At 35.2% G+C, this 10,791-nt stretch carries 10 protein-coding genes; 1 reads left to right on the top strand and 9 read right to left on the bottom strand.

Going from position 1 to position 10,791, the window contains the following annotated elements:
• Positions 1-191: 191 nt before the first annotated feature.
• The 9 genes from Q0F90_RS04360 to Q0F90_RS04400 all read right to left on the bottom strand — a co-directional run bounded on the left by Q0F90_RS04360 (position 192) and on the right by Q0F90_RS04400 (position 9,325).
• Positions 192-950 carry a glycosyltransferase family 2 protein gene (locus Q0F90_RS04360; RefSeq protein ID WP_296003696.1) on the bottom strand — a complete coding sequence of 253 codons (759 nt, stop codon included), beginning with the start codon at positions 948-950 and terminating at the stop codon, positions 192-194.
• Positions 951-959: 9 nt separating this feature from the next.
• Entirely contained in the window at positions 960-1,754 is a 795-nt protein-coding gene (locus Q0F90_RS04365) for a phosphorylcholine transferase LicD (protein WP_296003698.1), read from the bottom strand.
• Positions 1,755-1,793: 39 nt separating this feature from the next.
• Complete coding sequence (locus tag Q0F90_RS04370; RefSeq protein ID WP_296003700.1) at positions 1,794-2,573, bottom strand: NTP transferase domain-containing protein; 780 nt, start codon at positions 2,571-2,573, stop codon at positions 1,794-1,796.
• Complete coding sequence (locus tag Q0F90_RS04375; RefSeq protein ID WP_296003702.1) at positions 2,557-3,462, bottom strand: DMT family transporter; 906 nt, start codon at positions 3,460-3,462, stop codon at positions 2,557-2,559. The genes Q0F90_RS04370 and Q0F90_RS04375 overlap by 17 nt, the downstream gene beginning before the upstream one ends.
• Positions 3,455-4,357 carry a choline/ethanolamine kinase family protein gene (locus tag Q0F90_RS04380; protein ID WP_296003704.1) on the bottom strand — a complete coding sequence of 301 codons (903 nt, stop codon included), beginning with the start codon at positions 4,355-4,357 and terminating at the stop codon, positions 3,455-3,457. The genes Q0F90_RS04375 and Q0F90_RS04380 overlap by 8 nt, the downstream gene beginning before the upstream one ends.
• A 110-nt stretch (positions 4,358-4,467) precedes the next feature.
• Complete coding sequence (locus Q0F90_RS04385; protein ID WP_296003706.1) at positions 4,468-6,429, bottom strand: LTA synthase family protein; 1,962 nt, start codon at positions 6,427-6,429, stop codon at positions 4,468-4,470.
• A gap of 201 nt (positions 6,430-6,630) precedes the next feature.
• On the bottom strand, positions 6,631-7,701 hold the full coding sequence (locus Q0F90_RS04390) for a transcriptional regulator (RefSeq protein ID WP_296003708.1): 1,071 nt from the start codon (positions 7,699-7,701) through the stop codon (positions 6,631-6,633).
• 286 nt (positions 7,702-7,987) lie between these two features.
• Entirely contained in the window at positions 7,988-8,587 is a 600-nt protein-coding gene (locus Q0F90_RS04395) for a class I SAM-dependent methyltransferase (RefSeq protein ID WP_296003710.1), read from the bottom strand.
• Positions 8,588-8,632: 45 nt separating this feature from the next.
• Complete coding sequence (locus tag Q0F90_RS04400) at positions 8,633-9,325, bottom strand: DUF3800 domain-containing protein (protein WP_296003711.1); 693 nt, start codon at positions 9,323-9,325, stop codon at positions 8,633-8,635.
• 232 nt (positions 9,326-9,557) lie between these two features.
• Here Q0F90_RS04400 and Q0F90_RS04405 point away from each other — a divergent pair.
• Positions 9,558-10,791: hemolysin family protein (locus Q0F90_RS04405; protein ID WP_296003713.1), on the top strand; the 1,234-nt coding region annotated here is incomplete at its 3' end.

A 10,791-nucleotide genomic window follows, 5' to 3' on the forward strand; every position in this document is an offset into this window, starting at 1 on the left:
CCATCTTCCCTTCCAAGAGGAATATGGGTTATAGACAATCATAAAGATAATTCTAAATATGGTTGCTAATATAGGTGCCCAAATCATCAATTTTATATTTTGTTGTATGGATAAATAAAATTGTTCACTCATTATATAGCCTACATTTACAGGGGGACGTGCTTTTATATCAATAATAGAAAAAGATATGCTTATAATTTTCCATTAGATTTAATCAAATAATACAGTTTTACATACTTAGTAACAGTATACATATAGTGGTATAAAGATAAAATAAAGCCAAATTTACCGTCTAAAAAACCTCTTTGTAAAATATAGATTTTAAAGAAGGCCCATTGAGGTCTCAAAATGATGTCTAACAAAAATGAACAGGATTTACCTTGTTCGTAATAATTTGCTGCAGCAGCTGACGAATATTTGTTAACTTTATTAAGGTATTGTGTCCAGTTATCATAAGTATAATGATATAACTTTCCTTTTAATTTATCTTTCGAGAAAGGACTAATAAAAGCTTCATGGACAAAGCCTTCTACGGTAGCCCCTTCTTTTGGCATTAACCGCAATACCTTATCTGGTCGCATGGTTCCATGACTAGCCTTATTATGACGGAATAAACTATGACGAGATAACCAATATGCCTTTTGCTCTCCACTATTCACAGCTTTTCGTATTTCTTCATTTAATTCTGGAGAAACTCGTTCATCTGCATCAATAAATAAGATCCAATCACAGGATACTTGACTAATACCAAAGCGACGCTGCTGAGACCAGTCATTATTTAATGGATGAGGTATAACTACAGCACCTAATGACTCTGCTAATTCTACAGTTCTATCTGTACTACCATCATCAATTACTAGAATTTCATTAGCGCATTGAATGCTATTAATACAATCTACAATATGTTGTTCTTCATTTCTAGCTAATATGATAGCCGTAATTGTTGCCATACTACACCTTTATATTTTATATAAATCAAACGAATGATGCGGTTCTTGCTCTTCAATGGGTGGCAATTGCATATAATCACCATACATATGTCTTAAATAGGAATCATATTGTTCAAAAACCTTGAACTGATGTCCTTCAAATTCTACATCGATTAAATGATTGAATAAATCTGATTCCATCAATTCTTTTTCAATTGAATCACCTTCAAAATTCATAGCGTATTTAGAGGAATCAAAATCATAACGGTTAAATATTTCATTGGATTTATTCAGAGCCCATTTTGCAAAAGGCTTAAAGAACCAAGTAAATTTCTTGCGTTTCCCTCTGATTCTATATAGAGAAGATATATACATATGTAAGAAACGGCTACACAAAAATATATCTTTCTTCATTTTTTTTATTTCTGCTACATTATCAGGCATACCATTAACGGCAAAAATATCGACAAAAGCACCATATTCCAAAATATATTTATGAGGAAACTCTTTTAGATATGTCTTTTTATTATAAATCTTTGCCATTCTTGTTACATAAAAGCTATCTAAAGCATTCGAATCCATTATCCCAAACTCATCAGAATTCATATTTTTAATGATGTTTTGAAATTTCTCATAATCTGGACGTGGCATAAGAATATCAATATCATCATCCCAAGGAATAAAGCCTTTATGTCTAATAGCCCCAATTAATGTACCATAGGCTAATGAATATCTAAGATTATGGTCTCTACAAATTTTATCAATAAATACCATAACCGGTAACATTAAATTTTGTGTTTCCCTAATATTTTCTACTAATTCCATTATACTCCCCTATTAATATAATGACCTATGATTAATATATTATCCTAGTGAATCCTTTACATTATTTGCTAAAAAATCTTTATCGTAGTTAATAGCATCATCTACGGTATCAAACTCTAATATACTAGCCTTATCGAATTCTTTTATTTCTAATTTTAGTCTATCTAGATGTTTCATATATAGATATTCCCAAACATGATGATTATATTCATCTATACCTTCTACATCTAGCATAACTTGTCTAAAGTTCTCACTAAATTGTCGATCAAAATAGACAAATCCTAACATAATATGGCCACTAGGAGCCCCTATTTTTACATCATTTATATAGCCATATTCATCAGTTGTAACAATCCACTCATCAGTATTATTTTCTACATAGATTGTGGAATAAAAACCTCGATACTCATAAGCGTTAAATAAATTCTCTGGATAGTAGTTATCTACAGAGCAAATATAAGTATTATCTAATTGATCTAGAACTAATCGCAATGATGAAACATTATCTTGCGTATCATACTGTTCATTCACAACAATTTTTACATTATATTTATCTTCCAAATAGAAGAACATCTCTTTTTTATAACCCACCACAAGGGTAATATCAGTTATACCAACAGACTGTAATTGTTTTATTTGTCGCTCAACAAGGACTTCACCCTTAATAATACTAAGCCCTTTTGGACAATAATCACTAATAGGCTTAAAGCGCTTAGATTTCCCAGCTGCCAATATAATCGCATTGGTTACTTTATGTTGTTCAATGTAATCATACTGCTTATGATTTACATATTCATTAAATTCATTTTTCGAAATCATATGCTGAAACCAACCCACTCACTACTATACAAAAGCCTATTAACATTTGATTTGTAGTCAATTCAATACCAAATAATAGATAGGAGAAAATCGCCGAAAAGGCAGTATAACTAATATTTAACGCCATCGCTCTACTAACGCCAATAGTAGCCAATGCTCGATAATAACAATAATAGGACGTAGATCCAAATATTGCGGCTATTCCTATATAAGCAAGACTAGAATTAAAATCTATACTTTCACCATAATGGAAGAAAACAAAATATAAAGTCAGCAGCATACCATAGGTAATCATAGATAGATTTTGTCTAATACAAATGGCGCTTAAATTTGATATTTCTCCTGATTTCATACCATAAGAGCATAAAACAGCTTCACTACCCCAAGCACAAGCACACACTAAGGCAAAAATTATCCCTATTATACTTCTGTTTGAATGGCTTTCATCAATAAAACCTAGGGCAATAATAAAAGCAATAGCTATAAATAAAGCAATAACTTGATATGGTCTTCGTCGTTCTTTCAAAAATATATAAGCAAAGAAAAGGCCGACTGCTGGATAAATAGAACTAACAATAGCAGTAATAGCAGGCCCAGCATATTCAATAGATAAAATAAAGGAACACATCCCGATGGGACCACCTAAAAGTGATCCAAGCCAAATATATTTTGACTTTGCTTTTTTTATATCTTCAATAACAGAATTAAATCGTCCCGTAACAAGGATAGATATATTAATCAGTAATGCACTAACCATATCATGGATTAATGTTATAAATACGGGAAATAATAAGGGCACCACAAAATATATGGAATACATGGAAAAATAATATCCCATAAAACTAGTATCAGCACCCCAAAATATACCTGAAAGAAGAGCGTTAAGCATAGCTATCTACCAATTCGCAAAATTCAGGTAAATTTCGCGCCTCATCGAATACGATTTGATAGAACGTTTTCGCATAATTGTATTGTTGCTGAGCATAAGAACTATTCAATAATTCTTGATCTTGTTTCGCTTCACACCAATTACTCCATAATAGACCAACAATAGCAATATAAGAGTAAATCTTATACCGTTTTAGTGGTGTCGCTTGATGCTCAAAATATATGTCGATAATTCGATCAATCTCTTGTCGGTTAAACAAGGAATATACAATAAACATAGCTACATCTAAATCTGGATCCTGCATAGCAGCATCTTCAAAATCTATGAGATATACATCTTGATTTTCTGTCACTAAAAAATTGTCACATACCGCATCAATATGGCATAAAGTCCAATCCTTTACCAAATTTTCTATGATAGGCTCTAAAGACTCTATATTCTTTTTTATTTCCTTATAGTCCTCATATTTACTAGCACTTGGCATTAATGATTCATAATAATTAATATGTTCAAATACATCAAAATAATGCTCTACTCGATGCGATTGACGATGAAATTCTTTCAATCGCTTTAAACACGCATTAATTTCATTCCAATCCTTTGGATTAACAGTATGAGAGTTTTCTATAAATTTTGAAATTTTATAGCCTTTGTCTCTATCAATATAAACTACAGGTTCTACAAATTCTTCATCCTTTATAGCTTGGTATACATCATATTCTTGATGTCTATTAATTATTTTTTCTGTATTAACCCCTGGAACCCTAATGATATATCGTTCATTATTAATGCTAAAGATAAATGAATCATTCGTCATACCTTGTTTCAAAGGCATGAGTTCTATATCAGTATTTTGTAAATTGAAAACAGATTGAATAATATCTAAGATATGCAATGTATACTACTCCCTATTTATATACATACTAAAAATCTTAGTAGAAAATTATTGTTCAACTTAAAAAACATAATAATTTCCTACTAAAAATTTCTTACTAATATTATCTTTTACTTAATCTTATCCCCGTGCTTAATACGCCATGCTGCAAGTTCGCGCATGTTTTTAATCATTTCCCCATAGGATTGAGGCATACTCGCACTTTGTTCTAATACTTTGCCATTTTTATCTAGATATAATCTATGGTTAAAGACAAATTCCTCTTGTGTAAATAGGCTTGGTACCATGGCTTCATAGGTTTGACCAGGGCGGCCAGCTAGTTCTGCCAAGGTTGGAATGATTTGAATGCTCATACCAAAGGCGTTTGGAGCAAGCCAGTCTTTATGAATACCGCGACCATAGAAGATAATCGGAATGGTAGAGGCCACATTAGGTCCTACTTCACGAGCAAAGTTAAATCGTTCACTATGGTCACCAGTGATGACAAAGAGCGCAGAAGGATCTGCTTTTTCTTCGTTACCGATAAAGTCACCCATCACGTGGTCTGCATACCAAAGATGGCCCATTTCGTTCAATTGCTTTTCGTTTTCTTCGATAGTATCTGGCAAATGACCTTTAACCTTATTCACATCATAGCCTTCCTTAGCTACATTGATGCTATACGGTGGATGGTTAGAGGTGGTCATGATCACATTGAGAATTTTTTCCCCTCTATGTTGATCCATATACGCAGAAATAGCTTTAAACAAGTCTTTATCGCCTACACCCCACGCATTGCCATCTTCACTTGGCATTTCAGATGCATCATGGAATTCATCGAAGCCTTGAGATAAGGCAAAATTCTTAACATTTTGCCATGTGCTAAAGCCACCGTACCAGAATACAGTTTTATAGCCTAGCTTTTTCATTACAGGACCAATGCCTAAACCATACGGTTGTTTGAAACTTTCACCTTCGTAGTTAGGATATAGACCTGTGTCAGGCATACCTGTGAGCAAACCATTAATAGCAGGCATCGTGCCCGTTCCTTGGGCAAGGGCTAGCTGCGTGCTCATCGCTTGAGGACTGGCAGCGTATTTACGACCTTGTTCAACGAGGTACGCGCCAGGTTCATTGTATTCAGCGAGGAATGGCCATAAACCATAGGATTCACCGAGAACGATATTAATAGACTGCGGTTGCTCCGCTAGTCGCTGTGTCGTAATAGTTCTTGTGAAAGAACCATCAAAATTAGTGCCATTAAACTTACCGCCAACAGCAGCGATTTTTTCGTTTAACTCTTGAGGTGTTAAGTTAATAACCTCTAGCTCAGCCGTACGTTTCGCAATGCTTTTAACACGATAAAGAGCCTGCACATCATCAAGGATATTTTCGTTCAACAAATTGGAACTAAGGCGCGCCGCACTTTCCCAGTTAATGGAATTTGTATAGCTGAAAGCACCGCCAAATCTAAAGAATAATCCTAGTACGCCAATAACCACAGTCAATCCAATGCCTGTGATCCATTGCGTTTTCTTCGTCTTAGGATACCAAGTAGTGCAAAGTCTTTGACTATCCGTAGAGGTCCCCCACGACAAAAATTTAACGAGGAAATAGCATAGAGCAGCACTCAATACTACGGCCCCAACGATGTACATCAAAGCGTTATATTCATTGATCGCCGTATTTACAATAGCAGCGATATCATCGTTCTTACCATTGATGAGCATCGCATTGTAGGAGGAATTAAAGATCTTGTAGAATGGAATGCGACCTAAGAATAAGAAGGTCAACAGTACAGTTACTATGGAATAGAGGACCTGTTTAATGCGTAAGGACGGCCATTTTGGTATAAAGGTATGCACCAATGTACCCCCCAAAAAGCCCATTAAACACAAAGAACCGACGGTCTTGAGACTCAATCTAAAGCCTAACCATAAGGACGTAAGGATATTATCCATCGTCACAGAAGCTAGTTGTGATTGAAATACTGCAAGAAACACGATTCTAAATGCAGTCAACAAAGCAGAGAAAAAGATAAATACCTTGATCTCTGTTCGTATGCCTTCAAATAATCGCTGCCATCGGTTCATCGTTAACCCCTAACTGTTTATTCATATAACGTAACAACTCTATACTACCTAACTATAATTATCTTGGATATTTCTTACATTTAGGTCCCTTACATCGTTTGCATTTACCGCATCCACGGTCGATAGTTCCAGCACCTGCTGATTTCTTAGCACTAGCACTCTCCATGGCCCAGTTATCGGCCTTACTATCCCATACGGAAACTATCGTTTCTGCTTTTTTCCGGATTCATCCTTTTTGGATTTTTTATCCTTTTTCTTGTCTTTTTTATCTTTTTTACATTTTTTGTCTTCTTTAGACTTTTTATGTTTTTTCTCTTTTTTATCTTCCTTGGACTTTTTATCATCTTTAGATTTTTTATCTTCTTTAGATTTCTTATCTTCTTTAGATTTTTTTTCGTCCTTGGATTTCTTTACGTCAGAGCCGTTAATACGCGCCCATTCATCATCGACGCGTTTCAATTGCTTTTTAAGAATCTTTTCAAGCTTCTTATTTGCTTTATCAGACTCCAAACCAGCTTTACCAAATAACAATGCATTTACCGCTGTATATGGATCAATAGAGGACATTTCCTCATCATCCAATACATCTTCTTCCTCTAATTTTTTATCTTTTTTAGATTTTTTATCTTTGTTCTTAGATGATAAAATTGCTTCTAAATCATCATTATCAAAAGGATTTTCTTCATCTAAATGATGAACTTCTAAGCTTTCAACGCCATCTAGTGGGTTTACATCAAGGTGTTCTAATGTAGCATCATCAAAATCTACGGTTTCTTTAATGGAGCTTTCACCAGAACCTGTAAAAAGACCCCCCATAGAGTTTAATTCGTTTAATTTAATGTGATTCATGCCCACCGTGGAATCGTGTTGCACCGGCACATCAGACAATTGCACCTGTTCCATAGCGTACACATCGTTGTTATGACTAGCGCCCTTGCCAAGATACGATGTATCAGACAAAATGATATCTTCCTTATCGTCGCCTAGCACATCGCCAAACAAATCTTGCTCAAGAGATTCATAGGTATGCAACAAGGACATCCGGTTTTGAACCTTTTCAATTTGATTCCACAAATCAACGAGAGTAGATGTATAGTATACGCGTTCCTTTACCTCTAAATAAGCTTGGTAAACGATAGCCAGTTCAGACTCATTAAGCCCCTCATCGGCGCCGATTTCTTCTATCATTTGTTGAATTTGTTGATCTCGGTCGTAACGTTTCATCAAGGCCTTGCGAATGCGTTCAATCAATGCTGTATCGATGATTTCCACGGGTACCTCCAGTCTTCAATACACTCAGCCCTATCCACTAACTTAGTGCATACGAATCAATGTATAGAACCGTAAAAAATGAATTGATTTTATAATCTCTAATATATTATTATAGCAGAATTTATAGGCTTTTTCCTTAATAATATAGGTGAAAGTGCCATAAAATTAGAATAAAAATTAAAACGAAAACCTCGATTTAAATAATCCTTGGTACTGTAAATTAGTACTACTAAAGATCATTCAAATCGAGGTTTACTAAAGAATCATTAAATCGAGGTGTAATTATTTAAAATAGATTAACGGAATAGACGAGAATTCGCTCCTTTACATCCTTTTCTTCAAAGAGATCGCTGCAATCGATAGGTTCTTCTTGCTCGAGTCGCACGTGGTTATTTAAGAAGTTTTCTACCTCTTCGTTTACATAGTAGAAAAAGAGCTTAATCTCACGAGGATGATGGTATAAGGAATCAAAGATATTTCCTAATACACGCTTAATCGTATGAAGTGCAAAGGGATTAAAGAAAAAGCATCGATCTGCTTGATCTGGCAATTCATACAGTGCCGCATCACCGAGCACAAAACTCACCCGACTGCGCGCTGTTGGGCTTTCACCATTGATTAGAGCCTTTTCATAGAGTCGTTCATCATATTCAATACCGATGGAGTGACAACCCGTTTGGTAGGCCATAAAAATGCTGACACGGCCCTTGCCACTGCCATAATCGATAAGGGTGTTTTTCTTGCGAATATGACCGCTATTTGCCAAACGCTCAAGGACGCAATAATCCGTCGGCTCGTATGGATGATGCTCCGTATCAGACCGACTATCATCACGGCCAGAGGTTTTAATTTGTAATACACTTTCCCACTCTTGCTCTATTGCCATCTATATAATCCTAATTTATAGTATTACCATCATTAAATTTATTAATCATGGTAGCCATATAATATTTAAATTTTTAATAGATTGTAATTTTTCTAAATTATTATGTCTAGATAAATAATAAATACGATTAGCTATAATATCAGAAGCACGAACTAAATAATGTTGTTTGGAATTACAAAATACTACATCTACGCTGTTTAAATTTTCAAATAGTGGAGGAAAATAAGTAGTATAATTCCAATTATGAGTTCCATTTTTAAACTCACCTTCAAGTGATTCTCTTAATTCGTATCTTCCATTTGTAGCTGTAGAATGTTCATCAACATAAAAATGTAAATCAGTTACTTCTGTTGATTTAATCTCATTATTCTTAATAGCAAATTCAAAAGCATTTTTAACGGCTATTTTATATGCATAGTCCAAATAACGCTGCTTACTCTTTTTATCTTTAAAAATTGAATCAAAAACACTTTTTTGTTTAATAATAACAGCAAATTTACGATAATTATTTAAAGATCTAAATAGAGTACCTTTTTGCTTATTATCTAAAATACATGCTTTCAACTCAATATCTTGTAAATTATTAGATTTTCTTAATGTCCTCTCTACAGCACTATATCTTCTTGTCCAATTATCTTTTTCATTTTTACCAAAACATATAATACCAGCAAATACAAAATAATCATTATTTACTTTATCAAATACACCTGATTCATCTGAATATATAAATATATGCATGATTTATCTCCATAGTAAAAAAACCACCCTTTCGGGTGGTCCCCATGGACGACGATATTACATATCGCTTAAACGCTAATTCGGAGCCACGGGTATACAGCATATCTTATATCTGTATCCCTATACTATCACTCCAATATATCATAGTCAATCTGTTATTCTTATCTATTCTAATATGATATACTAAAGATGTTATATACATTTTAATCATATAAAAGGAGTGTCTACTTACATGGACAGTGATCTGACCTTAGATTTTATAATTATCGTCGTATTAATCATCGCAAACGGCTTGTTTTCCATGACCGAGCTGGCCATCGTCAACGCCAAAAAGCGCCGCCTGGAGGAAATGGCGGAGGCCGGTAATGAGCGTGCTAAAAAGGCCTTTGAATTAGCAGAAAATCCTAATAATATGTTTTCTACTATTCAAATCGGCATCACCCTCGTTGGTATTTTAACTGGTTTGTATTCTGGTGCGACCTTCTCTGGTCCATTAGAGGAAATATTAGTAGCTAATATACCAAGCATCGAGCCTTATGCAGCATCCATTAGCTCCTTGCTCATTGTTACAGTTATCACCTATTTATCCCTTGTTATCGGCGAGCTCGTGCCGAAACGCTTGGCTTTAAATAGTCCTGAAAGCATCGCCGTTGTGGTAGCAAAACCGATTTATTGGTTGTCCGTAGCCTTAAAACCGATCGTTAGCTTCCTCGGCGTTTCCACAGAATTCCTTTTAAAATTACTAGGCGTAACTGTGAAAGAAGAAGCTCCTGTTACAGAGTCTGAAATCAACAAGATGCTTACCGAAGGCGTAGCTATGGGTGCTTATGAAGAAGAGGAACCAATCCTCGTAGAAAATATCTTCCACCTTGCAGATATGAACGCTGGCGATGTTATGACGCCGCGTACGCAACTAAAATGGATTGACCTTAACGGCACTGAGGACGAAATCATGGATGTCCTCAAAAATGCCAACCATTACCGCATTCCTGTTGGTACCGATTCGTTGGACGAACTCAATGGTCTCGTTACCGTATCTGACGTATTGGTTCAAATTATGCAACGCCCTAGTGAAAGTTCCATTCAAGATATCATCAAATCTTGTCTTAAGGAACCTGTCCTCGTTCCTGAATCTATTCCACTCATGAAGTTATTGAACGTACTTCGTACGGAAGGCGTTCACGAATCCATTATTCTCGACGAGTACGGCGGTTTCACTGGTCTCGTAACCTTGCATGATATCATGGAAGAAATCGTAGGCCTTATGCCTTCTGGTGAAGACGAAATCAAGGAAGAAGAAAATAAAATCATCGAACGCGATGGTGCATGGCTCGTAGACGGCCTCCTCGACGTAGATGAATTTAAAGAATTCTTCCACATCGATGAAGAATTACCAGGCGAAGAAGATGACTTGTACAAAACTATGGGTGGCCTTTTGAATCTGCTCTTCGGTCGCATTCCAAAAG

The sequence above is a fragment of the uncultured Veillonella sp. genome (assembly GCF_934190855.1).
Taxonomy (GTDB): Bacteria; Bacillota; Negativicutes; order Veillonellales; family Veillonellaceae; genus Veillonella.